Below are 23,893 nucleotides of genomic sequence, written 5' to 3'. Positions count from 1 at the left end.
ATGCCTGGCCTTGCGCGCAGTCCGTTGCGGCGTTGATTTTGGCGCTGCGCGCAAGGTTGTGACGTTGTAGGTGCGGATTGGTCGCACACTTCGCTTGGCAGCTGACCTGCAGGCGGAGCGTTGCAGTTGTTGTGCAAGGTGATGTGCGCCGCAGCAGTCAATGGCACGCAAACGAAAATGCATGGTGTCGCTGTAGACCGATGGCGCTGTGCGTGCGTCGCAGTCATTGCGGACTTGACGCACTTCGCTCGCGAAAGGTCGCCGCTGCACCCTGCCGCTCGACCTCTGCCGCGTTGATCGCAGATCACGCCCCCACAAACTGCAACACCACAGGCACAGCGCGCGCATGCAGTGCAGCTCTCACCTGCGGTCACCACACACTCCTGATTGACACCCGCGTCCGATGTCCACGTTGGGCACGCCCGATCAACGGGCCACACCGCACTAACACCCCGCGCGCGATCCTGCCGCCCTCTTACCCCTGCACGGAGTTTCCCCCACCATGCACACCCGCTCGCTTGGCCGTTCCGGCCCCACCGTTTCCGCCCTGGGCCTCGGCTGTATGGGCATGAGCGCCTTTTATGGCGATCGCAGCGACGAGGCCGGCTCGATCGCGGTGATCCACCGCGCACTCGATCGCGGCATCAGCCTGCTCGATACCGCCGACATGTACGGCCCGCACACCAACGAGGTGCTGGTCGGCAAGGCGATTGCCTCGCGCCGGCATGAAGTGTTCCTGGCCACCAAGTTCGGGATCAAGCTCGATCCCAACGACCCGTCCGTGCGCGGCATCGACGGCAGCCCGGCCTACGTGCAGAGCGCGTGCGAGGCCAGCCTGCGCCGCCTGGGCGTGGAGCACATCGATCTGTACTACCAGCATCGCGTGGACCCGAACGTGCCGATCGAAGACACCGTCGGCGCCATGGCGCGCCTGGTCGAGCAGGGCAAGGTGCGCTTCCTGGGCCTGTCCGAAGCCGCGGCCGACACCATCCGCCGCGCGCACGCGGTGCACCCGATCACCGCCGTGCAGACCGAATATTCGCTGTGGTCGCGCGAGCCCGAGGACAACGGCGTGTTCGCCACCGTGCGCGAGCTGGGGATCGGATTCGTGCCGTATTCGCCGCTGGGGCGTGGCTTCCTGACCGGCGCGTTCGCCTCGCCGGACGACTTCGATGCCGACGACTATCGCCGCCATTCGCCGCGTTTCCAGGGCGAGAATTTCACCCGCAATCTGCAGCTGGTGGAACAGGTCAAGGCGATCGCGACCGACAAGGGCGTCACGCCCGGGCAGTTGGCATTGGCCTGGGTGCTGGCGCAGGGCCAGGACCTGGTGCCGATCCCGGGCACCAAGCGGTTGACCTATCTGGAAGAAAACATCGCCGCACTGGACGTGGCGCTGATGCCAGACGAGCTCGCCCGCATCGATGCCATCTTCCCGCCACAGGCCGCGGCAGGCACCCGCTATCCCGAAGCGATGATGGGCGCGGTCAACCGCTGAGCCACACCACGCGTCCGCAGGCGCTGCGGACGCGTCAGCTCACGCCATGGCCCGCGCATCCCCTGCACACTGCGCGGGTCCTTAGGCCACCGAGTGCAACTGCAATGCTCTCCTGCGTGATTCCCGCCCATGACGAGGCCGCTTTGATCGGGCAGACGCTGCAGTGCCTGCATGCCTGCGCGCAGGCCATGCAACTGGACTACGAAGCCATCGTGGTGGCCGATGCCTGCAGCGACGACACCGCTGCGATCGCGCGTGCCAACGGCGCTAGCGTGATCGAGGTGGAGTTGCGGCATATCGCCGCCACCCGCAATGCCGGCGCCCAGGCCGCCCAAGGTGATCGCTTGCTGTTTCTGGATGCCGATACCCAGGTGAATCCGCAGGTGATAACCGCCGCGCTTGCGGCACTGGATGCCGGTGCGGTGGGCGGTGGCGCGCGCGTGCACCTGCATGGCAAGCGCGTGTGGGTGGAGCGCATGGCCCAGGCCGTGTTCGGCTGGATCTTCCGGCTCAGCGGCATTGCGCCAGGCTGCTTTTTGTTCTGTACCCGCGCGGCATTCGTCAGCGCCGGCGGCTTCGATGCGCGCTACTACGCCGGCGAAGATGTCGCGCTCAGCCGCAGCCTGGCGCGCTGCGGGCGCTTTGTGATCCTGCGCCAGACCGTGCACACCTCCGATCGCAAGCTGCGCAGTTTTTCCAAGCGCGAGCATGTGGGCTTGCTGTTGCGGTTCCTGTGGCGCGGGCGGCGCATGTTGCAGACCCGCGACGCGCTGGGCTTCTGGTATCAACGGCGGCGCTGAACCAGGCGTGTCCGCAAGACCCGTCCTCACGCGAACCACCCGCCAGAGCCAGGACGCGACTGCGCCAGAGACCTACACTGCGAAGTCTGTTCCAGTTTCGAGTTGCACCGCATGGTCTCTTTGCACCGCCCTGTCCTGATCGCCGCCACCGTGGCCACGCTGCTGGTCACGACCGCCTGCCACCACGATGGCGGCACCTCGGCGGCGAACAATGCCAGCAAGGCGGCGCCCAGCACTCCGCAACTGGGCGACTTCGGATTCGATGTGGCCGGCATGGACCGCAGCGTGGCGCCGGGCGATGACTTCTTCGGCTACGCCAACGGCACCTGGGTCAAGACCACGCAGATTCCGGACGACCGCTCCAGCTTCAACAGCTTCACCAGCATCACTGTGAAGACCGAGCAGCACAGCCGCGACATCATCGAAGGCGACGCCGCCAACGACCGTGTCACCGGCGAAGACAAGCAGATTGGCGACTACTACGCCGCCTACATGGACGAGGCCGGCATCGAGGCCAAGGGCGTGAGCCCGGTGCAACCGGCCTTGGATGCCATCGCGCAACTCGAGGACAAGCAAGCCTTGGCGCGCACTCTCGGCGGGCAATTGCGCGCCGATGTGGACCTGCTCAACTCCACCGATTTCTACACCGATCGCCTGTTCGGCCTCTGGGTGTCGCAAGACCTGCATCATCCGCAGCGGTATGTGCCGTACCTGGTGCAAGGCGGCCTGGGCATGCCCGAGCGCAGCTTCTATCTGGATGGCGGGCGCATGGCGCAGATGCGCGAGGCGTACCGCGCCTACATCGTCAACGTGCTCGAACTTGCCGGCATTGCGGATGCCGCGCCCAAGGCCGGGCGCATCCTGGCGCTGGAAACCGCCATCGCACGCGTGCATGCCAGTGCCGAGCAAACCAACAACGTGCAGAACGGCGTCAATGCCTGGGCCCAGGCCGACTTCGCGCGCAAGGCACCCGGCCTGGACTGGGGCGCATTTTTCGAAGCCGCCGGGTTGAAGGCACAGCGCGACTTCATCGTCTGGCAGCCGCAGGCGGTGACCGGACTGTCGGCGCTGGTGCAATCGCAACCGCTGCAGACCTGGAAGGACTACCTGAGCTTCCGCGCGCTCGACCGCGCCGCGCCATACCTGTCCAAGCCGTTTGCCGACGCGCGCTTCGGCTTCTATGGCACCACCCTGGAAGGCACCCCCCAGCAGCGCCAGCGCTGGAAGCGTGGCATCGACGCCACCAACGCCGCGTTAGGCGAAGCGGTGGGCAAGCGCTACGTGCAGAAATACGTCAGCGCGCAGACCAAGACGCGCGCCGAAGCGATGGCCAAGAACATCATCGCCGCCTTCGGCAAGCGCATCGACGCGCTGGCGTGGATGAGCCCGCAGACCAAGCAGCATGCCAAGGCCAAGATCGCCGGGCTCACCGTGGCCGTGGGCTACCCGGACACCTGGCGCGACTACAGCGCGCTCGAGGTACGGCGCGACGATGCGGTGGGCAATGTCGAACGTGCCGAGCTGTTCGAGTACCGCCGCAACCTGGCCAAGCTGGGCAAGCCGGTGGATCACGGCGAGTGGTACATGCTGCCGCAGGAGGTCAACGCGCTGAATGTGCCGCTGGAAAACCGCCTGATCTTCCCGGCCGCGATCCTGCAGCCGCCGTTCTTCGACCCGGCCGCCGACGATGCGGTGAATTACGGCGCGATCGGCGCGGTGATCGGCCATGAAATCAGCCACAGCTTCGACAACATGGGCGCGCTGTTCGACGAACATGGCGAGCTGCATAACTGGTGGACGCCGCAGGACCTGAAGAAGTTCGAGACCGCCAGCGACGCGCTGGCCGCACAGTTCGGCAGCTACAAACCATTCGAGGATCTGTCGGTCAACGGCAAGCTCACCCTGGGCGAGAACATCGCCGACGTGGCCGGCCTGGCCACCGCCTACGACGCGTATCAGCTGTCGTTGCAGGGCAAGCAACCGCAGACTCTGGACGGGTTTACGCCAGACCAGCGCTTCTTCCTGGGCTTTGCACAGGCCTGGCGCGGCAAGTACCGCGACGAGGCACTGCGCAACGCAGTCCTCACCGACGTGCATGCACCCGGGCGCTTCCGCGCGCAAACCGTGCGCAACCTCGACGCCTGGTACCCGGCCTTCGAAGTGACCCAGGGCCAGCAGCTGTATCTGGCGCCGGAGCAGCGCGTCAAAATCTGGTAAGCGTATGGCCCCCGCACGCAGCGCCAACCGACACCACGCGTAGGAGCGCGCTCGCGATGGGCGTTACCGACAACGTAAGCAGTTGAGAACAAACTGCGCCGCAACTGAAAAGCCTGCTTACCGTCATTCGCGCCGCCCTACCGCACGCTTTCGCCGCCAGACGTCACTAGCGCGCCTCACCCGTAAGAGCGCGCTTGCGCGCGATGGGTGTTACCGAGAACGCCTAAACCGTCGAGAACACCCGCGCAGCCACTCCGCTGCAACTGCAAAGCCTGCGTACTGTGATGCCACGCAATAGCAGGTTGTTCGCAATGCCGATGCGATTGCGACGTACGGCGAAGTCCAGGGCTTGGAGCTGACGTAACAAAGCGCTGTACGCCATCGCGGCAAGCAGCCTTGCAGGCCTGGCGGTGCTCGCTGGATCCCAGCACAAGAGTGAACGGCCGGCACGTGATCGGTAAGGCCCATCGCGCGCGAGCGCGCTCCTACGGGTGGTGCGCGTTCGTATGGATGCGCGCCGACGCGAAAGTCCGTATTGATGAAAACGTGATACGACGCGCCTACGTCTATGCGACCGCCACAGCGTCATCAGGCCACTGCAACAACACCGCCGGCGGCAGCTGCATGCGGCGGCAGGCGCGCGCAGACAGGCCATCGCGCAGCGCGGTCCGGAACAGCGGCGACAGCCGGCGCAATAGCCGCGCCGAGGCGCCGGCCTGGCGGCGCTGTGTGCTGCTCAGCTGCAGCATGTCGCTGGCCCAGTCCGGCAGCAGGGCGTTGCCGGCGCCCAGGAAGACCCCGCGCGACAAACGCGCGGCCGGCACCGGCAGCTGGATGCTGGTCAGCACCTCAAGCACCTCGCGCGAGCGCGCATCCATGCGTAGCTCGCCGCGCACCTGGGCGAAGTACGCCGCCACCTGCGCTTCGCTGGCGGGCACATCGGTGGCGCCCAGGCCTTCGGCTACGCGGCGCGCTTCGTCGTAGTAGCGGTCGGCGATGTGCGCCGGCACGTCGCGGCAATAGCGGCGGTAGCCCTGCAGGAACCCGTAGGCTTCGGTCACGTGCACCCAGGTCAGCAGCGCCGGATCGTCGGCGCGGTACGGCATGCCGTCGGCGGTGTGGCCCACGATGTGGCTGTGGATGGCGCGGACGCGCGCAATCAACCGCTCGGCCTCGGCCTGCGGGGCATAGGTGGTGCCGGCAACAAAATTGGTGGTGCGGCGCAGCCGCCCGACCAGATCCGCACGGAAGTTGGAATGGTCGTAGACCCCGGCCAGCGCGCGCGGGTGCAGCAGTTGCAGCATCAGCGCGCATAGCCCCCCGGCGAGCATGCCGGGGAATTCCGCATGGATGCGCCAGGTGACGCTGTCGGGGCCGAACAGCCCGGCGTCGCCCAGTGGCTGATCGTATTCGATGCTGCTCTGGCCACGCGGGAAGGCATCCAGTACCCAGCGACGGATCTGTGCAGCGGCGGGGGCGGTGAGCGTACGCAGGACGGCAGACATGCGCGCAATCATACGCGGGCTCCCTGCAACCCCGTGTCGCGGTGGCTGCCGCTCACGCATCCTGTACTTCTGGCGCGGCAGAGTCGGAATCGGCCAGGCACTCCTGCGCAGTGTGCAGTGCAGCACGACTGCAGGCGCCACCGGTGCCGCGCCGCAATAAACCGCCTTAAATCAAGCGTTTTGTGCGCGACGACGCAGGAAGGCCCGGCCGGTGCAAGGCTCAGCCATTGCCAAGCCGCGTGAAAGTGCTAGAACTAGGGCATCTGGCACCTGCCAGTCGCAAGTCGCTCGTACCAGCCATCCGTCAGGAGCTCGTCATGATCGCATTGTTCAAAGGTTTGGGCCTGCTGCTGCAGGACAACGCACTCCACCGACTCCCGTTCGACGAGCAGGTTGCGCACTGGCGTGACAAGACCGACGCGCAGCTCGACGAAGAGGTCGACCTGCTCAGCGTGGCAAAGAAACAATGGGTGATCGCCTCGATCATCGGCTGGCAGACGGTCTCGCTGATCCTGCTGGGCGTGATCACCCACCAGCTCTGGCAGAACGACTACCACCTCACCTTCAGCCGCATCGTCATCATCTTCACCTCGTGGGCGTCGATCCTGTTCGTGATGTGGTACATCGCCGACCTGTTCGACCACAGCGCCGGTTTCGAGCGCTGGCTGCGCGCCTTCAACTCCCGTGCGCGCGTCACCCCCGATGCCGACACCGTGGAATGCGTGGCCGATGCGCTGGACATGGCGCGCCGCTACCCGGAAGTGCTGCGCTACAAGCAGGAAGTGGCCTCAAAGCGCGAGCTGCGCCACGAGGACATCGTCAACATGCGCGAAATGGGCCGCCTGCGCCGCTATACCGAACTGCTACGCGACCTGGACCGGTTCGATGGCGCGCCACGGCTGGTGGTCAACGCCTGACGCGCGCCGCGTGAGAGCACCGCCCACCTGCATTGCATGAAGACGCCGCGCCACACGCTCACGCAACACGCCGCTTCAAAACAAAAGGCCAGTGCACGTGCACTGGCCTTTTGCGTTTCATCACTCAGCGTGCAACCGCATGCGCATCACCGCGCGGGTGCACCGCGGCACTGATCCTCAGGCGCGCGCTACCGCCTGCTCCACCGACGGGGTGCGCCATCCGCTGCGCACGCCCCAGATGTAGAACACCAGCCCGACCGCCGCGACCACCGCCAGGTCGGTGCCGTAGCTCAGGTAACCATGGCCGCCGAAATCGGTGCTGCCGGCCCAGGACAGCAGCGCCACGATCGGCAGATAGCACACCATCCACGCCGCGCCCTTGAGGTTGCGGCGCAGGTCCGGCCAGCCCTGCTTGGCCTGGTAGTAGCAGTACACCGGCAGCGCAACCACCATCAGCAGGATGATCTCGCCTGTCAGCGGCCAGCGCGCCCAGTACAGCAGCTCGGTGGCCATCACGAACGCCACGCCAGCCAGGATCGGCAGGAAGGCGATGCGCAGCGGGCGGTGCATGTCCGGTGCGTGGCGGCGCAGCGCCATCGCGCTGATCGGCCCGGTGAGGTAGGAAATGATCGTCGCCACCGAAATCACCGCCGCCAGCGTGCCCCAGCCGCGGAAGAAGAACAGGAACAGGTAGGACACCGCCAGGTTGAAGAACATTGCCATGCGCGGCACGCCCCACACCGGGTGCAGCTTGCCCAGCGCGGCCGGCAAGGTGCCGTTCTTTTCCATGCCGTAGACCATGCGCGCGGTGGTGGCGGTGTAGGTGATGCCGGTGCCGCTGGGGCTCACGAACGCATCGATATACAGCAGCATTGCCAGCCAGTGCAGGTTGACGATGATGGCCAGCTCGGCGAACGGCGAACGGAAATCGATGCCGTGCCAGCCGGCCTTGGCCAGCAACTCCGGCGGCACCGCGCCGATGTAGGCCACCTGCAGGATCAGGTACACCACGGTGGCCAGCGCGATCGAGCCCAGCACCGCGAACGGAATGCTGCGCCCTGGGTTGCGCGCTTCGCCGGCCAGATTCACCGGGCTCTGGAAGCCGTTGAAGCTGAACACGATGCCGGCGGTGGCCACGGCGGTGAGCACGGCGGCCAGGTCGATTACATGCGCATCGCCGTGGATGCCCACGCTGAAGTTTTCGCTATGGAACCCACTGGCGATCAAGGCCACGCCGGTCGCTGCCGGCACGACCAGCTTGAACACCGTGATCAAGGTGTTGGAGCGCGCGAACAGCTTCACGCTCCAGAAGTTGAGCAGGAAATACACCAGCACCAGCACCGCCGAAATCAGCAGCCCCGGCACCGACAACTCGCCCGCCCCGCCCGGCGCCTGCACATACAAGCTTTGCGCCCAGGGCCACGGCCAGGAGGCCATGTACTGCACCGAGGCCTCGGCCTCGACCGGGATCACCGACACGATGGCGATCCAGTTCGCCCAGCCGGCGATGAAGCCCACCAGCGAGCCGTGCGAGTAGTGGCTGTAGCGCACCATGCCGCCGGACTCGGGGAACATGGCGCCGAGTTCGGCATACGACAGCGCGATGGTGGTGATAATGGCCGCGCCCAGGATCCAGGCCCAGATCGCGCCGGGGCCGGCCAGGCCGGCAGCGCGCCAGGCGCCGAACAACCAGCCGGAGCCGATGATCGAGCCGAGCCCGGTGAGCATGAGGGCGAAGGGGCCGACATCGCGGCGCAACGAGTGTTCGGACATGACAGGCCTGGCAGTAAGACGCCGTGCAACGGCAACAAGCCGGCAATTCTCGCAGATGCGGCCGCTTGCCGTCAGTGCGTATTCAGCAGGCGTGCGTGACGCGCTGCCGCATTGCCGCCGATGGTTTCGCAGTGCCAGGGCTGCTCAGGGCAACCGCTGCAGCGCACGCGTGGCACATCGGCAGCACCATCAGCCGTGGCAATCCGCCCCGGGGGCGGTGATGTCCACACAGGTGTGCGCCTGCCCGCTCACGCCGCGCACGGCGCGCTCCTGGCCCGGTGCCAGGGTGAAGCGGTCCAGCGTCTTTCGGGCGCAGGCCGCAGCCTTGCCGGCGCCCGCCGCTGGGCCGGCGCACTGCTCCACGTACACCAGGTAATGGCACTGCCCGCTGCTGCTGGCCAGGCAATGCATGCTCAATTCGCTGGCGGTGGCCAGGGTCTTGCTGAAGAGCACATCGCGGCCCTCGCTGGTGGCGCGGGTAATGGACGTGGTGCCGTTACGTTCGTGGCAGCCGGCCAGGGCCAGCAGGCAATACACCAGGGAAGCGAGCAAGCGCATGGCGGCAATCCTTTCAGTCGATGCGGTATGGGGGAAGACGGGATGCGGGGCTCACATGCCGCGAAACAGGCTCATGAAGGGCTGGCTCACGGTGAGCGTTTCGCTGCGGCCGCGTAGCGCCAGGCGGCCCTTGCCGCTGTCGTCGCGCACCACCGAGGCCACGGCTTTCATGTTGACGATGGTGGAGCGGTGGATCTGCTTGAACACGTGCGGGTCCAGCACGTCGAGCAACTCGCGCAGCGGCGTGCGCAAGACCGCCTCGCCGGCGGCGGTCATCACCGTGGTGTATTTCTGGTCGGCCTGGAAATAGGCCACCTCATCCAGGGCGATCAGCCGCGTTTCGCGGCCGCTGCTGGCGGTGAGCCAGGCCAGTGGCGGCGCGGCGCTGGCCGCGGCCGGGCGTGCGGCCAGGCGCTGCAGCAGCGACTCCAGCATGGCGCCATCGGGCTGGCCGGCGGCGGCGCGTTGCTGCACGCGCTGCCAGGTGGCCTGCAGCCGCTCGCGGTTGATCGGTTTGAGCAGGTAGTCCACCGCGCCCTGATCGAACGCATCGATGGCGTACTGGTCGTAGGCGGTGACGAACACCACCTGGGTGCGCGGGCTGACCTCGCGCATCGCGCGTGCCACCTCAATGCCGGTCAGGCCGGGCATGCGGATGTCCAGAAACACCACATCCGGCTGCTGGGTGGCGATGGTGTCCAGCGCGCTGGCGCCGTCTTCGCATTCGCCCACCACCTGCAGCTGCGGGCAGACCTCGGCCAGCAGCACGAGCAGGGACTGCCGCAGCAGCGCTTCGTCTTCGGCGATCACCGCACGCAGCGCGCTCATGCCTGCACCTGCGTCTGCGTCTGCGTCTGCGTCTGCGCGGCGGCAGTGTTGGGCAGCGGCGGTGGCGCGGCGGATGCGGATGCGGAAGAGGACACCGCCGGCAGCGGCAAGCTGATGGTGGCAGCCACGCCACTGGGGAAGTTGGACACGATGGCAAAGCTCGCCTTGCCGCCGTAGATCAGCTGCAGGCGCTCGCGCAGATTCTTCAGGCCGATGCCGGTGCCGTGGCTGTGGTTGTTGAAGCCCTGGCCGTCGTCGGCCACGGTGAGGGTGACCTGGTTGTCCTGGCGGCGCGCCAGGATCCATACCGTGCCACCGCCGGGCTTGGCTTCCAGCCCGTGCTTGATCGCGTTTTCTACCAGCGTCTGCAACATCATCGACGGCAGCTGCAACGTGCGCAGCTCGTAGGGCACTTGCACCTGCAGCGCCAGCCGCGTGCCCATGCGGATGCGTAGGATTTCCAGATAGGCCTGGGTGCGTTCGAGTTCTTCGCCCAGGGTGGCAATGGCACCGTCGGCGCTGGGCAGCGAGCTGCGCAGGTACTGGATCAGATGGCCGATCATGATGTCGGCGCGCGGCGGATCGGTACGCGCCAGCACCTGCGCGCTGGCCAGCGTGTTGTAGAGAAAATGCGGCTCCACCTGCGCGTGCAGCAGGTTCAGGCGCGCCACCGCCAGCTCCTTTTCGATCACCGATTGTTCGGCTGCAGCCTGCTCGTCGCGGCGCTGCTCGCCGACCCGGCGCACCACCGCGCGGTTGATCGCCTCGGCGTTCTCGTAGTTGCTGCCCTCATCCACCGCGAACAGGTCCACCCAGGCGCCGGCATCGGGCTCGCACAACAGCGTGACGCTGCTGGTGCCCTGCCCCGGTGTCACCGTCACCAGTACCTGGTTGCGCTTGATCGCAAAGCGCGCAAACAGATTCCAGCGCGAGGGCTGGCGCCCTTCGTACGGGTCGATGCGGCGCACCTTGGCGCGGATCAGCAAGCTGCCCGGTGCAGGCTCCACCTCCTCCACGCGCGGCAGGGCGCGCACCGCATCTTCGACCACCGCAAAGGCGGCCTGCGCATCCAGCGGAATCTCGATCTGGCGGCGTTGCCGGCTCGACAAGGCATCGTGGTCCAGGCGCCCGGCAATCAAGCGCACCCGCCGCACATGTGTGATCGAACTCATCAAGGCCATCACCATCAGCACGATGCTGACCAACCCGAAGAACGAGCCTGCCGAGCCGAACAGCTGCGCCCACATGATGCCGGCCACGATCAGCGCGGCGGCCCAGGCAAACACGATGCGGACAATCAGGAACACGCTGGCGGACACGGCAGATGGCTCGGTAGGTGGACGCGGCGAGCATAGCCGGCACGCGGCGCGCGCAATGGCCCAGGCGACGAATGGGCGCAAACGCGCCCTCAATTGCCGGTTCGGCGGAGCAAACCCGCAGGCGCCGCGCGCGGACGGCGGCAGCCTGCGCGGTATGCTCGCCGCCTGCTGTCCACTGCATCGGGAGCCACATGCATCGTCGTCATTTCCTGCAAGGCAGCGCCGCCGTGCTCGCGCTCGCATCCAGCGGCGGCTGGGCGGCAACGCGTACCAGCCGCAACGCCCTGGTGATGCCATCGGCCCCTGGCGTGGCGCCGGCGCCTGCCGCGCAGCCGGTCGGGTTCGCTGCCACGCCGCCGCTGGTGCCGATCCGCGCATCGGTCGATCGCATCATTGCGGTGAATGGCTGCACCCGCCCGTTCCGCGCGCAGGGGCCACGGATCGAAGCCGAGCGCATCGGCCGCAAGACCGTGGTGCACAACTACGGCCATGGTGGCAGCGGCTGGTCGTTGTCGTGGGGTGCGGCCGAGCACGCATTGCGGTTGGTGCGTAGCGCCGATGCCGGTGTACGCGAACTGGCAGTGATCGGCTGCGGTGCGATTGGCCTGACCACCGCGCTGGTGGCACAACGCGCCGGCCTGCGCGTGCGCATCTACGCACGCGAGCAGCTGCCGGATGTGCGCTCGTTCTATGCCACCGGCGTGTGGTCGCCCGACTCGCGTGTGTGCACCAGCGCCGAGGCCACCGCGGCGTTTCGCACCCGCTGGGAGGAGATGGCCCGCATCTCGTTCCGGCGCTACCAGACCCTGCTCGGTTTGCCGGGCGAGCCGATCGAATGGCGCGATGGCTACGCCTTGTCGGACGTGCCGTTCGATCAACGCATCGCCTCGCCCGAAGCACACGAGCCGGACTATCCACCGTTGGAACGCGACCTGCTCGGCGACCTGGGGCCGCACTCCGAGCCGGTGGCCGCCGGCGCGCATCCGTTCCCGGTGCCGTTCGTGCGCCGTTACAGCCAGCTCACTTTCAACCTGAGCACCTACGCACGCTTGCTGATGGATGATTTTCTGCTTGCCGGCGGCGAGCTGCACACGCGCAGCTTCGACAGCCCGCGCCAGTTCGCCGACCTGCGCGAGAAGTGCGTGATCAATGCCACCGGCTACGGCGCGCGTGCGCTGCTGGGCGATGAAAGCGTCATCCCGATTCGTGGGCAGACCGCGCGGCTGATTCCGCAACCGGAGGTCACCTATGGGCTGGTGTGGCGCGGCCACAATCTCAACGTGGTGCCGCGTCGCGATGGCATCCTGGTGCAGTCGCAAGGTCCCAACGACTACAACAACGCCGATGGCGCGCCGGACCGCGCTACATCGGAAGCGGCGGTACGCGAACTAGCGCGTCTGTTTGCCTAAGAACTGCTAACAAACACGTAGCGAGCAGCCATCTTGTGGGTGCGGACGGCGCGGAGGAACCGGCGTGTACGGGAGTACATGCCGATCCCGCGCAGCGGCCGCGTCCGCTTGGCGGCTGCGCAGTCGTTTTGATCGCTGCTCTTAGCCCTGCAGCGACGCCTGCAGGGCACTGGCCAAGGCCGCATCGCCGCTGACCAGGTCTTCCCAGCGCAGCACCACGCCCTTGCGCTTGCCCTTCTCCACCAGCTTGAGCGTGTCTGGGTCGATGGTCAGCGTGTAGGTCTGCTCGCCGATGCGCAATTCACGGCGCAGAGGTTTATCCAGTGGCGTCATTGCGGTGGTCCGTTGTGCAGGGAACCCTGTTGTAACGCACCGGCGAGCAGGCCGGTGCAGACACCGCGTCGACGCTGCGTTCATTGCCGCTGTACGCAGCGTGCTTAGCCTCGGTCGTGACCACTGACGAGGAGACTTGCATGCCGACATTCTTCTCTGCCAGCGCACTGACCCGCGGTCGCCGTGCCCCATGGCCATGCCCCGCCCTGCCACCTGCGCACCCCTGCAACAGGCGCGTACGTCGGCCGGGCATGGTGGCGCTTGCCGTCGGAGCACGCCCATGAGCACGCAGCGCTCTGCCCTGTTGATCGTGGACATGTTCAACCGCTTCGATTTCGATGGGGGCGAGCAACTCGCCCATCGCGCGCAAGGCGCCGCGCGCAGCATCGATGCGCTGGCCCAGCATTACCGGCAGGCACAACGGCCGGTGCTCTACGCCAATGACAACTTCGCCGACTGGCATGCAGACCTTCCCGCGTTGATCGCACTGGCCTCGCAAGCGGATGCGCGTGGCTGCGAGATCGCGCGCCTGCTCACGCCGTATCCGCAGGACTACCAGTTGCTCAAGCCCAAGCACTCGGCGTTCTTGAACACGCCACTGGCGCCGCTGCTGAAGGACCTGCAGGTGGAGCACTTGGTCATCACTGGCGTGGCGCTGGATGTCTGCGTGCTGGCGACCGCCATCGATGCCGCTGCGCATGGGTTCGCTGTGAGCGTGCCGCGCGATTGCGCTACCGCCGAAACCGACGTGCGCGAAACCTGCGCGCGCACGATTCTGCAAGACGGTTTCCACGCGGCAATGGCGCGCTCTGCGTCGATCGAACCGGCGTGATGCATCGACGCGCTCCATCGCGTTGCGCGGACTGAACAGGCCGCCATCGCACCGGGCTCACCGCATCCACCAATCGCCCTAACACTCGGCTGATTAGCGTAGGCAGCACACAACGACATGACCGCAGAGATCCAACGATGACGACGATGCAATCCCGGGAGCGTTTGGTGAAGTGGCTGCAGGACGCCTACGCCATGGAGAAGGAAGCCGAAACCATGATGAAAGCGATGGCCGCGCGCATCGAGCACTACCCGGAGCTCAAGCATCGCATCGAGCAGCATGTGCAGGAAACCCAGCAACAGAGCGCAGGCGTGCAGCGTTGCCTGGAATTGCTCGACGGCAGCATCCCCACCGCCAAGGGCATGTTGAGCAGCGTGCTCGCCAGCATGCACGCAGCGGGCAACTCGATGATGACCGATGAGGTCACCAAGGGCGTTGGCATCAGCTACGCCTTCGAGCATCTGGAAATTGCGTCCTACCGCGCGCTGGTGGTTGCTGCGCGCAGTGCGGGAGAGCAAGAGGTCGCGCAGATCTGCGAAGACATCCTGCAGCAGGAAATCGAGATGGCCGAGTGGTTGATCGAACACCAGGAAGCCATCGTCGTCGCGTTTCTTGAACGCGAACAACTGGAAGGCGTCACCGCCAAGCGTTAGTCCGCCCCATCCCCTTCGTCCACCCAGAAAGGAGCCACTCATGGCGATCAAAACCGTTGAAGAATTGTTTGTCCACGAACTGTCCGACATCTACAGCGCCGAGAAACAGCTGACCAAGGCGTTGCCGCGCTTGGCCCGCGCAGCGACCGAGCCCAAGCTCAAGCAGGCCTTCGAAACGCATCTGGAAGAAACCCAGGGCCAGGTCGAACGTATCGACCAGGTGGTTGAACTGCTCAGCATCAAGCTCAAGCGCATCAAGTGCGCGGCGATGGAAGGCCTGGTCGAGGAGAGCCGTGAGGTCATTGACTCGATCGAAGCCGGCCCGGTGCGTGATGCGGCCCTGATCGGGGGCGCGCAGAAGGTGGAGCATTACGAGATTGCCTCGTACGGCACCATTGCCGCGCTCGCCAAGCAGCTGGGCTATGCCGATGCATTGAAGCTGCTGCTGGAAACGCTGGAAGAAGAAAAAGCCACCGACGAAAAGCTCACCCTGCTCGCCGAACAGGGCGGCAACCAGAAAGCATCCCAGGCCAGCAAGGCGGCCTGATGTTCCGCGCGGGGCGGCCCTGCCCGCCCCGCGTTTCCTGCTGACCCCCAGCAGGTCTCCCTCCGCAAGCCAGCCCCGCGTCCTGTCCGCTCTTGCAGTGGCAGTTGTTGCCTGGCGCCAGTCATGGAGCGAAACCCATGTTCATGCATAACAAGCGTTTGATGTACACCGTCCGCGTTGCCGAGCCGAATCCCGACCTGGCCACGCTGATGCTCGAGCAATTTGGCGGACCGCAAGGCGAGCTGGCTGCGGCCATGCGTTACTTCACCCAGGCGCTGGGCGAGGACGATCCGGGCCGCAAGGATCTGTTGTTCGATATCGCAACCGAAGAATTGAGCCACCTGGAAATCATCGGCTCGATCATTGCGATGCTCAACAAGGGCCCGAAGGCGGTGCTCTCCGAAGGCATGGAAGAAGCCATGGAGATGCGCAACATGACCCAGAACAGCACCAGCCACACGCAGCAGATTCTTTACGGTGGTGGCCCGGCGTTGGTGAATTCGGCCGGCGTGCCGTGGACAGCAGCGTATGTGGATTCCATCGGCTGCCCCACCGCCGACATGCGTTCGAACATTGCAGCCGAGGCACGCGCCAAGCTGGTCTACGAGCGCCTGATCAATGTGACCAACGATCCGGGCATTGTGGATGCACTGCGCTTTTTGATGACGCGTGAAGTGGCGCATCAGAAGTCGTTCGAAAAAGCGTTGTATTCGATCGAACCCAACTTCCCGCCGGGCAAGCTACCGGGCGACCCGCGTTTCACCGACAAGTACTACAACATGTCGCAGGGCGAAGGCGACATGGTCGGCCCGTGGAATGCCGGCGAGCAGTGGGAAGTCATCGCCGACCGCGAGCAGCAGGCCGCGGTGGACGGCGGCGACGGCTTGGCCACGGTGGCGCTTGATGCCACCCAGACCAAGGCGCTGGATGCGATGTCGCTGCGCCTGCTGTCCAACCCGGAGCTGGACCGAGTCACTGGCGCAGACCTTGGCGCCGGCCCGGGCGCCGGTTCCACGACCGGCGATATCCAGCGCTGATCCCACCGCGCAACCGCGCATGACTGCCCGGGCCGTTCGCGGCCCGGGCGTTTTTGCTCACCGCACGACACAGGAGTTGCCATGAACGACAAGCCCAAACTGGAGACCCACGACGAACGCCAGTCGGCGTACCGAGGCGACGGCGGCGATGCGTCCGTCGACAGCCGTGGCCGGCAGGATCCTTCTGCCGCTGACACCGCCGATGCCGCGCCGCCGCAGGATGGCCAGCCGCAAGCCTATTACCCGCGCGGGCACGGCCATGGCGGTGGGCTCGGCGAAGGCGAGCCGGACGGCCATGCCGAGCGCGACGGCCAGACCCAGCCCAACTTTGGCCAGAGCGGCACGTATGGCAATCAAGACCATCAGCAGGCCCAGCAACGCGCCCGCGCAGATAGCGAAGGCGACGACACCTGACCTCGATCCTGTCGGGACGACATCGCTGCCCACTCGGCATCGTTGCCATCGGTTTCGCTGAAACACCAAGGGGCGCAGCGCGCCCCTTCTTCATGTGCTCCGCTGCGCGCCCGATGCGCAGGCGATCAAGCGCGTAACAGCGGCGCCGGGCGTCCTTCCGCTGCCCATTCGGGGCGCACCCCGGCCGCTGCAGCGCAACGCTCCAGGCGCCATGGGCTGAGATGACGCATTGCCTCATGGCCGCTGAGCTGCAACCACTGCGCAACATCGCCGTCGATACACAACGGCCGGTGCGTGGGCATGCTGGACGACGAGGCCACCAGCAACGAGAACCCCATCTGCAGGCGGCCGCCGATATCCATCACATTGCGCAGCCCGGCCGCGTACAGCGCGCGGTTGTCCGGGCTCAACCAGGTGGCCGCCGTGTTGCCATCCACCGAGGCGGTGCACTCGAAACCGCATAACGGAATCGCGCAGCGCTGGGTTTCCCAGATGGCCAGATCCACACCGCCCAGCCAGCTTGGCTCCTGCATGTGCAGCGAACGTTGCTGACCGGGCGCGCGGCGGCCGAAGGTGGCACGCTCCTCGCGCTTACCGCCGCGGTCGGCGACCAGAATGTCGGCATCGGCACCCACGCCGACCTCGACCCATGCGTTGCTCGCCACCCTGGCGGACAACTGAAGAATGCGGGTAATCATGACTGCTCCACTGTGCGAATCGCGGTGACACACACAGCTACGCAAATAGCGCGCCAACTATTTGACGACCGCACGCCTGCGCAATGTAGTCATGCCAAGGCCGCCACGACGCCGTCTTCAAAAATTTCTCACATCACGCCGCAAGAACTGCATCGGCGCGCAAGAATTTCCATAACGCAGGCGTATGGAAACGCCTATGGCATAGCCAGCGAGCGCATCTGCATCAACGTTTGAAGCTGTGTTGCGAACGCCTTTGTACGTGTGCAAGAGATGCGCAGCACATGCACGCCAATGCGACGAGTCCGCAGGAAAACGATCGAGCAGACTCAGGCAATGCATCGCACATTCACCCGCACTGGCTGTCGGCACACAGGCCGGCCATCACGCTGGGCAGCAGACAGACGCGCTGCATGCGTGCCGAAACAACGGGCACGTGGCGCAGCGCAATGACACGCACTGCGCCGCGCCAGTGTCATCGCACTAGTTCTTGCTGCCACCGGCGGCCAGGCGCCCTTGAAGGGCAAGACTGCGATAGCGGCGCGTCGGGGCGCAGCATTGGGACCGCGCCGCACAGCTGCGCTTGCCCCTTCACCGCTAACAAGCCGGAACCCAAACGTCGCGCCGACGCCACGCCTGCTGCATTGCCGCCAGCGACGCCAATGCAACGCACAGCGTAGGAGCGCGCTTGCGCGCGATGTGACTTACACGCAGCGCCGCCGCCCCGCGAGGATACGAATACCGAACCCGCATCCCTTCGCCCCAACAACGTGGGGCGCTGCCCTCAGTCGTCTACCGACGTCAGCGGCAGCTGGATCTCGCATTCCAATCGCGTGTCGCTGAGCTCGTAGCGGGTCTGCGCGCCGTGGCTGTAGGGCAACGCCTTTTCGATCAGGCGCCTGCCGAAGCCACCCGCGTCCGCGCGCACGGACCGCTGTTGCAGGCTGGCACCCTCTTCCACCCACGACAACACCAGCCGTGCCGGCGCGTTCTCGCTGGTCTCCACCCGCCAACGGATGGTCAGCGTGCCGGTGTCCACCGCCAGCGCACCGTACTTGCGTGCGTTGGTGGCCAACTCGTGCAGCGCCAATGCCAGGGTCTGCACGGTGGATTTGCGCAAGGCCACGTCCGGCCCGTCCAGGATGATGCGGCGCTGATCCGGCTCGGCACCGAGCGCATCCAGCTCCATGCGCAACAGCGCGCCGATGGTGGCCGGCGCATTCTCTGCCTGCGAGAGCAGCCCCTGCACACGGGAGAGCGCGGCCAGCCGGTCTTCGAACTTGCCGGCGAACTCGTCCATGGTGCCGCTGCTCTGCATGGTCTGCGTCGCCACCGACTGCACCACGGTGATGAGGTTACGGGTGCGGTGCTGCAGCTCGGTCACCAGCACGCGCTGCTCTTCCTGCAGACGGCGCAGGTTATCCGACTCGGTGGAGGTGCCCAGCCATTCCAGCACATGCCCATCGTCGTTGCGCACCGGCGCGCTGCGGGTATGGAACCAGCGGTAGCCGCGCTCGGCCGCGTTGTAGAGCCGGTGCTCCACATCCAGCCCGCCACTGGCCGGGCAGTCGCGCCAGGCATCCATGGTGAGTTCGCGATCGTCCGGGTGCACCGCTTCCAGCCAGCCCAGCTCGCGGCTTTCCTGATCGGTCTGGCCGGTGTAGGCCGACCATTGCGGGCTGGACCAGGTCCAGCGGCCGCCATCGAGCGAGCGCCACACCAGCTGCGGAATACCCTCCATCAAGGTGCGCAGGCGCTGTTCGCTACCGCGCAGCGCATCTTCGGCACGGGTCAGCGGGGTGACATCCATGAAGGTGATCACCGCCCCGCCGATGAAGTTGTCCACCGTGCGGTACGGCAGCACGCGCACCATGTAGCGTGCGCGCGTGGTGGGGTTTTCCACCTCGCGGTCGAGCACCGCCAGCGTGCGGATCACCCGGCGCACATCGTCCTGCAATTCCTTGTAGGCCACGCGCATCTTGATGTGGCTGATCGGGCGATGGATATCGCTTTCCACCAACGGCACGATGTCGGTGACGGCCGGGGTGAAGTTGGTCACGCGCAGTTCGTTGTCCAGAAACACCGTGGCGATCTGGGTGCTTTCCAGCAGGTTCTTCAGATCGCTATTGGCATGCGCCAACTCCTGCACGCGATGCGCCAGCTCGCCGTTGACGGTGGTGACTTCCTCGTTGACCGACTGCAGCTCTTCCTTGGAGGTCTCCAGCTCTTCGTTGGCGCTTTGCAGCTCTTCGTTGAGCGACTGGTACTCCTCGTTGGAGGACTTGAGCTCCTCGTTGGTGCTCTCCAGCTCCTCGATCATCGCCTGCAAGCGTTCGCGGGTAATGCGCAGCTCGTTTTCCAGCACCTGCACATGTTCGTTGTCGGAGGCGGGTGGTTGCGACGCTGATTCCGCAAGCTCGCGCAGCTCCACTTCCTGGAACAACACCACATAGCCACGCGGCACCTCCGAATCGGAGGTAGGCTCCACGAAGATGTCCACCGCCCAGGTGACCCCGTCACCACGCATCTGAATGCCCTTGACCTGCACCGGCGCGTTGTCGGCCTCTGCACGGCTCAGCGCACCGCGCAGTTCCAGGCGCAGATCGCGGTGCACCAGGTTGAGCAGGTTGAGGCTGGGCGGGCCGCTGCCGGGGCGCACGAAGCGCCCGGCCTGCGCGGAGAAATGCATCACATCGAAGTGCTCGTCCAACACCGCGTACGCAGGCGCGTAGCGGTCGGCGATGCGCTCGCCCGCACGCACCAGCGCCTGGCTGGACGAACGCAAGCGCTGCACCGGCGCCGGCACCTTGCCCGGGCGCGCCGGCGACAATGACGGAAAGGTGGAATGCAGCCGCGTCTCGGCGTCGATCTTCTGGAACACGCGGAAGCTGCGCTCCACCGGTGCAAACAACTTGGCATGGCGCGAGACGTTTTCCGCATTGCCCAGGAACAGGTAGCCGCCCGGCTTCAACGCAAAATGGAACAGCGGGATCACCCGGTTCTGCAGTTCGGCATCCAGATAGATCAGCAAGTTGCGGCACGACACCAGATCCAGCCGCGAGAACGGCGGGTCCTTGACGATGCTGTGCTGGGAGAACACGCACAGCTCGCGCAATTCCTTGCTCACCGCGTAGGTGTCACCTTCCTTGGTGAACCAGCGCTTGAGGCGCTCCGGCGCCACTTCGCCCACGATGCTGGACGAATAGCGCCCCACGCGTGCGGCGGCCAGCGCGCGGCCATCGATATCGCTGGCAAAGATCTGGATCTGCGGCACCGACTCCAGCGTCTCGGCATGTTCGCGCAGCAGCATCGCCAGCGAATACGCCTCTTCCCCGGTGGAACACCCCAGCACCCAGACGCGCAGGTTGTCGCCATTCTGCTTGCCCTGGAATAGCCGCGGAATCACCTGCTGCTCCAAGAACTCGAACTCGCGGCGGTCGCGGAAGAACTGGGTCACCCCGATCAGCAAATCGTTGAACAGCAGCAGCGGCTCGTCCTGGCGGCTGCGCAGTACAGCCAGGTAGTGGTCCAGGGTATCGACCTGCACCACCTGCATGCGTCGCTGCACGCGGCGCAGGAACGTGGCGCGCTTGTAGCCGTGGAAATCGTGCCCGGTGGTGTTGCGCAGGATACCGGCGACCTGACTGAGCTGATTGCTCTCCGCGCCGCTGCGCACGCCTTCCGGCACGGCATGCGCAACACCGTGATGCCGTTGCATGTGCGCGGAGATGCGTGCGGCCACGCGCGGCAGCGGCAGGATATCGTCGGACACCGCGGCCGGGCTGCTGGCGCTATGCAGATCCAGCCCGTGCAGGGACGCATCGTCCACCACCAACGCCAGCCCACCGCATTCCTTGATCGCCGCCGTGCCCAGCGTGCCGTCGCCATCCACGCGGCCCATGATCAGGCCGATGACGTTGCCGTCCTGGTCGTGCGCCATCGAGACGAAGAAGCTGTCGATCAGGCCATGGTCGCTTTCGCCATCCAGCGGTCGCAGACGCAGGCGGCCTTCTTCCAGCGTGACCAGGGTATCTGCCGGCGGTAGATAGAAGCGGCCTGGCTGCAAGCGGTCGCCGTCACTCGGCGCCACCAACTGCTGGGATTGGGGGCCAAGCAGGTCGCGCAGCCGCGCTTCGTCGAGCAGCGCGCGGTCGCGCAGCAGCAGCATCACCGCCAGGTTGGCCCCGTTGCCGATGGTCTCCAGCAGCTCGGCCAGCCGCGTGGCATCCAGCCCGGTGGCGCCCACGCCCAGAATGAAAAGGGGGGAATGCACAGCGGCGTCGCTGTGGACGTCGCTGCGAATTGGGGTATCGGTCATGAGAGTCGCATCAGCCAGCGACAACTGGCCGCCATAGAACGTAGATGATCGCGCAAACCGGCATTGCCTGCCATGACAACCCGCTTCTGGCCGCTCAATGTGTAGGTCTGACGTGCCCGCTTACGCATGCCGTTAACCGACGTTGCGTACATGATGTGGTGCGCGACTCTCTACACCTTCGCGTCTTACCGGAGTCATCCCATGCACGACAGCCCCCTGCGCGGCCGCCGCATCCTGGTGGTCGAAGACGATTATTTACTGGCCGAATCGCTCAACGATCTATTGGCCGAGGCCGGTGCCAAGGTGGTGGGGCCGGTGGGCAACGTGCCCGAAGCACTGTCACTGGTGGCATCGGGGATCGGCATCGATGGCGCCCTGCTGGATGTCAACGTGCGCGGCCAGGCGGTGTTCCCGGTGGCCGATGCGTTGCTGGCGCGTGGGGTGCCGTTTTCGTTCTGCTCCGGCTACGACCGCTACACGCTGCCGCCGCGGTATGCGCATCTGTCGTACTGCATGAAGCCCTACAACCCGCGCACCATCACCACGCTACTCAGCCGCCAGCAGGCGCCCGTCGAACATCACTGATCGGCCGTATCCGGCGCGGTTTCTGCGGGCGGCTGTAGCGCGCGTTCTTCTTCGCCCAGCTGATTGAGCAGCTCCACCGCGGACTGGTGCGCGGTGCGCAGGGTGTCCAGCGGTTTGGAAGGGGTTTCGGCGCGCAGCGAATACAGCGCGAAGCCCATCACATTGAGCCGGTTACGCAACTGATGCATGAGCTCGCGGCGACGCAGGTGGGCCGCATCGCTCACGCGTTGTCCTTGTCACTCAGGCGGTTGTGCAAGGTGCGCACGCTGATGCCGAGTTCGCGCGCAGCCGCCTTCTTGTTGTAGCGCGTGCGTGCCAGCGCCGCTTCGATCATGGCGTCTTCGGCCTGGCGCATGGTCCAGCCGGCCGGAATCAGCAGCCCGTCTTCGTCGGCCTGCGGCACGGCCTGCTCCACCTCGGGTGCGACGAGCAGGTCGCCATCGGTGCGCAGGTACAGGTAACGGATGAACGAGCGCAGCTCGCGCACGTTGCCCGGCCAGGTGTGGTGGGCCAGATAGCGCAACAGCGATTTGGTGGGCAACTTGCGCTTGCCGTAGGTGGCGTTGAGCTCGTCGATCACGCGCAGGCCGAGCAGGCGCGCATCGCCACGGCGCTCGCGCAAGGGCGGCACCTGGATCGGGTATTCGTTGAGGCGATAGAACAGGTCCTCGCGCAGCACCGCCTGGTCGCGCTGCACGCGCTGGTGGGTGGCGGCCACGACGCGTGCATTCAACGGGATCTCCTCGCTGCCGCCCACACGCATGAAGGTGCGCGACTCGATCGCCCGCAGCAGGTACACCTGCAGGCGCATCGGCATCTCGCCGATTTCGTCCAGGAACAGCGTGCCGTCGGCCGCCTGTTCCAAAAAGCCCGCATGGCGGCGGTCGGCACCGGTGAAGCTGCCGCGCTCGTGGCCGAACAGCTGGCTGGCCAGCAGTTCTTCCGGGATCGCGCCGCAGTTGACCGGCACAAAGCGCCCGCGGCGCCCGGACACGCGGTGGATGGCGCGCGCCACCAGGTCCTTGCCGGTGCCGGTTTCGCCGGTCACCAGCACGTTCAGATCGGTCGGCGCCACGCGCACGATGTCCTTGCGTAACGCCACGATGCTGTCGCTGTTGCCGACGATGCCCAGGTTGCCCTGCTGCGCCTCACGCAGCCCGCCCAGCACCCGCTCCAGACGCTCGGGGGCGAATGGCTTGGTGAGGAACTCGCTGACACCGAACTGATGCGCACGGCCTTGGGTCTCGCGCGCGTAGTCGCCGGACACCACCACGATCTGCGGAGTGTGGTCCGGGTCGAGCCGCTCGATCAGGTCGAAGCCGCTGCCGTCCGGCAGGCCGACGTCGACGACCAGCAGATCGGGGAAGTTGCTGTCCAGCCAATGGCTGGCTTCGCCAAGCGAATGCATCCCCTTGGCGCGGAAGCCGCTATCGGTGGCCAACTCCACCACCTGATCGCAGAACTCCACGTCGTCGTCGATGATGGCGCAGGAAAGACGGTCCATAGGCGCTTCTGTCCGCAATGACTGGTACATGTTCGGTTGAAAATTGTGACGACGGCGCGAAGATCGCGGCCTGTCATCCCCTGGTCCTTCACCCGCCGACAGCGGAACCATCCCACGCTTGCCCCCGTCGCGGCTAGAGCTCGCCAAGCCG

The 23,893-nt window shown here is 66.0% G+C and carries 21 protein-coding genes and 1 other RNA gene; 11 read left to right on the top strand and 11 right to left on the bottom strand.

The window, feature by feature from the left end; all coding sequences use genetic code 11:
* The first annotated feature begins 502 nt into the window (after positions 1 to 502).
* From ACCQ01_RS03085 to ACCQ01_RS03075, 3 genes are all read left to right on the top strand, one after another.
* Positions 503 to 1,498, top strand: coding sequence for an aldo/keto reductase (locus tag ACCQ01_RS03085; protein ID WP_228433899.1), 996 nt, complete (start codon positions 503 to 505; stop codon positions 1,496 to 1,498).
* Between the two features lie 104 nt (positions 1,499 to 1,602).
* Positions 1,603 to 2,298, top strand: a complete 696-nt coding sequence (locus tag ACCQ01_RS03080; RefSeq protein ID WP_228433898.1) for a glycosyltransferase — start codon at positions 1,603 to 1,605, stop codon at positions 2,296 to 2,298.
* Positions 2,299 to 2,409: 111 nt separating this feature from the next.
* Entirely contained in the window at positions 2,410 to 4,515 is a 2,106-nt protein-coding gene (locus ACCQ01_RS03075) for a M13 family metallopeptidase (RefSeq protein WP_228433896.1), read from the top strand.
* Positions 4,516 to 5,081: 566 nt separating this feature from the next.
* Here ACCQ01_RS03075 and ACCQ01_RS03070 read toward each other — a convergent pair.
* Positions 5,082 to 6,020: an oxygenase MpaB family protein gene (locus ACCQ01_RS03070; RefSeq protein WP_228433894.1), complete on the bottom strand. Its 939-nt coding sequence runs from the start codon at positions 6,018 to 6,020 to the stop codon at positions 5,082 to 5,084.
* Positions 6,021 to 6,265: 245 nt separating this feature from the next.
* Here ACCQ01_RS03070 and ACCQ01_RS03065 point away from each other — a divergent pair, with 245 nt between their 5' ends.
* The gene (locus tag ACCQ01_RS03065; RefSeq protein WP_372358888.1) at positions 6,266 to 6,937 is read left to right on the top strand and encodes a hypothetical protein; all 672 of its coding nucleotides are present in this window, start codon (positions 6,266 to 6,268) and stop codon (positions 6,935 to 6,937) included.
* 177 nt (positions 6,938 to 7,114) lie between these two features.
* Here ACCQ01_RS03065 and ACCQ01_RS03060 read toward each other — a convergent pair whose 3' ends face one another.
* The 4 genes from ACCQ01_RS03060 to ACCQ01_RS03045 all read right to left on the bottom strand — a co-directional run bounded on the left by ACCQ01_RS03060 (position 7,115) and on the right by ACCQ01_RS03045 (position 11,415).
* Positions 7,115 to 8,710: an APC family permease gene (locus ACCQ01_RS03060; protein ID WP_011038757.1), complete on the bottom strand. Its 1,596-nt coding sequence runs from the start codon at positions 8,708 to 8,710 to the stop codon at positions 7,115 to 7,117.
* Positions 8,711 to 8,899: 189 nt separating this feature from the next.
* Positions 8,900 to 9,268, bottom strand: a complete 369-nt coding sequence (locus ACCQ01_RS03055; protein ID WP_228433890.1) for a hypothetical protein — start codon at positions 9,266 to 9,268, stop codon at positions 8,900 to 8,902.
* 51 nt (positions 9,269 to 9,319) lie between these two features.
* Positions 9,320 to 10,096 (bottom strand): LytR/AlgR family response regulator transcription factor, encoded by a 777-nt coding sequence (locus ACCQ01_RS03050; protein ID WP_228433888.1) that lies wholly within the window; start codon positions 10,094 to 10,096, stop codon positions 9,320 to 9,322.
* Positions 10,093 to 11,415, bottom strand: coding sequence for a sensor histidine kinase (locus ACCQ01_RS03045; RefSeq protein WP_228433887.1), 1,323 nt, complete (start codon positions 11,413 to 11,415; stop codon positions 10,093 to 10,095). Before ACCQ01_RS03045 ends, ACCQ01_RS03050 begins: the two co-directional genes overlap by 4 nt.
* 191 nt (positions 11,416 to 11,606) lie before the next feature.
* On the opposite strand from ACCQ01_RS03045, the gene ACCQ01_RS03040 reads away from it, so the two are divergent.
* On the top strand, positions 11,607 to 12,824 hold the full coding sequence (locus tag ACCQ01_RS03040) for an FAD-dependent oxidoreductase (protein ID WP_228433885.1): 1,218 nt from the start codon (positions 11,607 to 11,609) through the stop codon (positions 12,822 to 12,824).
* A gap of 4 nt (positions 12,825 to 12,828) precedes the next feature.
* Here the strand turns inward: ACCQ01_RS03040 and ACCQ01_RS03035 are convergent.
* Both ACCQ01_RS03035 and ACCQ01_RS03030 read right to left on the bottom strand, forming a co-directional pair.
* Positions 12,829 to 12,904: non-coding RNA, sX9 sRNA (locus tag ACCQ01_RS03035), on the bottom strand.
* Between the two features lie 61 nt (positions 12,905 to 12,965).
* Entirely contained in the window at positions 12,966 to 13,157 is a 192-nt protein-coding gene (locus ACCQ01_RS03030) for a hypothetical protein (protein ID WP_014506459.1), read from the bottom strand.
* Between the two features lie 280 nt (positions 13,158 to 13,437).
* Here ACCQ01_RS03030 and ACCQ01_RS03025 point away from each other — a divergent pair, with 280 nt between their 5' ends.
* From ACCQ01_RS03025 to ACCQ01_RS03005, 5 genes are all read left to right on the top strand, one after another.
* Positions 13,438 to 13,989 (top strand): cysteine hydrolase family protein, encoded by a 552-nt coding sequence (locus ACCQ01_RS03025; protein ID WP_228433884.1) that lies wholly within the window; start codon positions 13,438 to 13,440, stop codon positions 13,987 to 13,989.
* Positions 13,990 to 14,126: 137 nt separating this feature from the next.
* Positions 14,127 to 14,642: a ferritin-like domain-containing protein gene (locus ACCQ01_RS03020; RefSeq protein WP_050911742.1), complete on the top strand. Its 516-nt coding sequence runs from the start codon at positions 14,127 to 14,129 to the stop codon at positions 14,640 to 14,642.
* 40 nt (positions 14,643 to 14,682) lie between these two features.
* On the top strand, positions 14,683 to 15,189 hold the full coding sequence (locus tag ACCQ01_RS03015; RefSeq protein WP_011038765.1) for a YciE/YciF ferroxidase family protein: 507 nt from the start codon (positions 14,683 to 14,685) through the stop codon (positions 15,187 to 15,189).
* 137 nt (positions 15,190 to 15,326) lie between these two features.
* Complete coding sequence (locus ACCQ01_RS03010; RefSeq protein WP_012439362.1) at positions 15,327 to 16,226, top strand: manganese catalase family protein; 900 nt, start codon at positions 15,327 to 15,329, stop codon at positions 16,224 to 16,226.
* 81 nt (positions 16,227 to 16,307) lie between these two features.
* Positions 16,308 to 16,640 (top strand): hypothetical protein, encoded by a 333-nt coding sequence (locus tag ACCQ01_RS03005; RefSeq protein ID WP_228433882.1) that lies wholly within the window; start codon positions 16,308 to 16,310, stop codon positions 16,638 to 16,640.
* A gap of 125 nt (positions 16,641 to 16,765) precedes the next feature.
* Here the strand turns inward: ACCQ01_RS03005 and ACCQ01_RS03000 are convergent, their stop codons facing one another.
* Positions 16,766 to 17,338, bottom strand: a complete 573-nt coding sequence (locus tag ACCQ01_RS03000; protein WP_228433880.1) for a hypothetical protein — start codon at positions 17,336 to 17,338, stop codon at positions 16,766 to 16,768.
* A 781-nt stretch (positions 17,339 to 18,119) separates the two neighbouring features.
* On the bottom strand, positions 18,120 to 21,653 hold the full coding sequence (locus tag ACCQ01_RS02995) for a CheR family methyltransferase (RefSeq protein WP_228433879.1): 3,534 nt from the start codon (positions 21,651 to 21,653) through the stop codon (positions 18,120 to 18,122).
* Between the two features lie 201 nt (positions 21,654 to 21,854).
* On the opposite strand from ACCQ01_RS02995, the gene ACCQ01_RS02990 reads away from it, so the two are divergent.
* The gene (locus ACCQ01_RS02990; protein ID WP_119958947.1) at positions 21,855 to 22,238 is read left to right on the top strand and encodes a response regulator; all 384 of its coding nucleotides are present in this window, start codon (positions 21,855 to 21,857) and stop codon (positions 22,236 to 22,238) included.
* Here ACCQ01_RS02990 and ACCQ01_RS02985 read toward each other — a convergent pair.
* Positions 22,232 to 22,426 (bottom strand): hypothetical protein, encoded by a 195-nt coding sequence (locus tag ACCQ01_RS02985; protein WP_075272345.1) that lies wholly within the window; start codon positions 22,424 to 22,426, stop codon positions 22,232 to 22,234. The genes ACCQ01_RS02990 and ACCQ01_RS02985 overlap by 7 nt on opposite strands.
* 32 nt (positions 22,427 to 22,458) lie before the next feature.
* Positions 22,459 to 23,742: a sigma-54-dependent transcriptional regulator gene (locus tag ACCQ01_RS02980; protein WP_228417565.1), complete on the bottom strand. Its 1,284-nt coding sequence runs from the start codon at positions 23,740 to 23,742 to the stop codon at positions 22,459 to 22,461.
* Positions 23,743 to 23,893: the final 151 nt, after the last annotated feature.

The sequence above is a fragment of the Xanthomonas sp. NCPPB 4037 genome (genome assembly GCF_041475695.2).
Classification (GTDB): domain Bacteria; phylum Pseudomonadota; class Gammaproteobacteria; order Xanthomonadales; family Xanthomonadaceae; genus Xanthomonas; species Xanthomonas campestris.
The sequence above is the reverse complement of the archived record's forward strand: the minus strand, read 5'-3'. Positions and strand labels throughout refer to the sequence as shown.

Excerpts from the sequence above, each read along its gene's own strand:
- ACCQ01_RS03085 (WP_228433899.1), top strand. The coding sequence starts at position 503 with ATGCACACCCGCTCGCTTGGCCGTTCCGGCCCCACCGTTTCCGCCCTG.
- ACCQ01_RS03080 (WP_228433898.1), top strand. The coding sequence starts at position 1,603 with ATGCTCTCCTGCGTGATTCCCGCCCATGACGAGGCCGCTTTGATCGGG.
- ACCQ01_RS03075 (WP_228433896.1), top strand. The coding sequence starts at position 2,410 with ATGGTCTCTTTGCACCGCCCTGTCCTGATCGCCGCCACCGTGGCCACG.
- ACCQ01_RS03070 (WP_228433894.1), bottom strand. The coding sequence starts at position 6,020 with ATGTCTGCCGTCCTGCGTACGCTCACCGCCCCCGCCGCTGCACAGATC.
- ACCQ01_RS03060 (WP_011038757.1), bottom strand. The coding sequence starts at position 8,710 with ATGTCCGAACACTCGTTGCGCCGCGATGTCGGCCCCTTCGCCCTCATG.
- ACCQ01_RS03055 (WP_228433890.1), bottom strand. The coding sequence starts at position 9,268 with ATGCGCTTGCTCGCTTCCCTGGTGTATTGCCTGCTGGCCCTGGCCGGC.
- ACCQ01_RS03050 (WP_228433888.1), bottom strand. The coding sequence starts at position 10,096 with ATGAGCGCGCTGCGTGCGGTGATCGCCGAAGACGAAGCGCTGCTGCGG.
- ACCQ01_RS03040 (WP_228433885.1), top strand. The coding sequence starts at position 11,607 with ATGCATCGTCGTCATTTCCTGCAAGGCAGCGCCGCCGTGCTCGCGCTC.
- ACCQ01_RS03030 (WP_014506459.1), bottom strand. The coding sequence starts at position 13,157 with ATGACGCCACTGGATAAACCTCTGCGCCGTGAATTGCGCATCGGCGAG.
- ACCQ01_RS03025 (WP_228433884.1), top strand. The coding sequence starts at position 13,438 with ATGAGCACGCAGCGCTCTGCCCTGTTGATCGTGGACATGTTCAACCGC.
- ACCQ01_RS03020 (WP_050911742.1), top strand. The coding sequence starts at position 14,127 with ATGACGACGATGCAATCCCGGGAGCGTTTGGTGAAGTGGCTGCAGGAC.
- ACCQ01_RS03015 (WP_011038765.1), top strand. The coding sequence starts at position 14,683 with ATGGCGATCAAAACCGTTGAAGAATTGTTTGTCCACGAACTGTCCGAC.
- ACCQ01_RS03010 (WP_012439362.1), top strand. The coding sequence starts at position 15,327 with ATGTTCATGCATAACAAGCGTTTGATGTACACCGTCCGCGTTGCCGAG.
- ACCQ01_RS03005 (WP_228433882.1), top strand. The coding sequence starts at position 16,308 with ATGAACGACAAGCCCAAACTGGAGACCCACGACGAACGCCAGTCGGCG.
- ACCQ01_RS03000 (WP_228433880.1), bottom strand. The coding sequence starts at position 17,338 with ATGATTACCCGCATTCTTCAGTTGTCCGCCAGGGTGGCGAGCAACGCA.
- ACCQ01_RS02995 (WP_228433879.1), bottom strand. The coding sequence starts at position 21,653 with ATGACCGATACCCCAATTCGCAGCGACGTCCACAGCGACGCCGCTGTG.
- ACCQ01_RS02990 (WP_119958947.1), top strand. The coding sequence starts at position 21,855 with ATGCACGACAGCCCCCTGCGCGGCCGCCGCATCCTGGTGGTCGAAGAC.
- ACCQ01_RS02985 (WP_075272345.1), bottom strand. The coding sequence starts at position 22,426 with ATGCATCAGTTGCGTAACCGGCTCAATGTGATGGGCTTCGCGCTGTAT.
- ACCQ01_RS02980 (WP_228417565.1), bottom strand. The coding sequence starts at position 23,742 with ATGGACCGTCTTTCCTGCGCCATCATCGACGACGACGTGGAGTTCTGC.